This is a genomic window from Thalassotalea sp. G20_0, from assembly GCF_017744175.1.
Classification (GTDB): Bacteria; Pseudomonadota; Gammaproteobacteria; order Pseudomonadales; family Endozoicomonadaceae; genus Endozoicomonas.
The window spans coordinates 1-591 of the sequence record NZ_JAGHQV010000456.1 but is presented as its reverse complement, the minus strand read 5'-3'; the positions used below and the strand labels follow the sequence as shown (position 1 = coordinate 591).

Annotated in this window: 1 protein-coding gene; it reads left to right on the top strand. The window is 52.1% G+C overall.

From position 1 onward, the window contains the following. Nucleotides 1–26 precede the first annotated feature (26 nt). Nucleotides 27–591, top strand: a 565-nt coding sequence (locus tag J7438_RS27025; RefSeq protein ID WP_209279100.1) for a hypothetical protein, incomplete at its 3' end; no start/stop codon positions are given.

Here is a 591-nt window from a genome sequence, read left to right as displayed (position 1 = left end):
CAACGGCTGCTCCAACCTCAACAACAATGTCAGCCGCTGCTCAAACCAGGCAATCAAGCCAGGCGGCAACACCAACCCTTGAGACCACCACGCAGACAGCTACTTCCAGCTTCGGAAAAAGCTCAGCTGCGTCTCCATCATTGACGCCTGCATCAACAGGCTCAGCTACTGAACAAACAACAGCGCAACAATCATTAACTCAGGAAAAAGCACAATCAACGTCTGTTAGCCCGGGACTGCAAGGAACTTCCGGTATTCCGGATAACACGATGGCTGCTGCAACGCTGGCACAAGCCTCATCACCCGCAGGAACAGGTTCATCATTAACATCATCCGCTTCGGCCACAACAACTCAGACGACAATTAATGAAAAATCAAAACATCCATCGACAGCCCGACAAATAGCATCAGCAACATCCGAAACCATCACGGCAGAAGGCAACTCCGGTATATCTGACAGCACAACGGCAGAAGGCAACTCCGGTATATCTGACAGCACAACGGCCTCACCAACCTCAACAGACGGATCAACCGCTGCACAGGCCAGACAATCAAAACAATCAGCACCCCCCGGCACGGCCAAGCAGACAG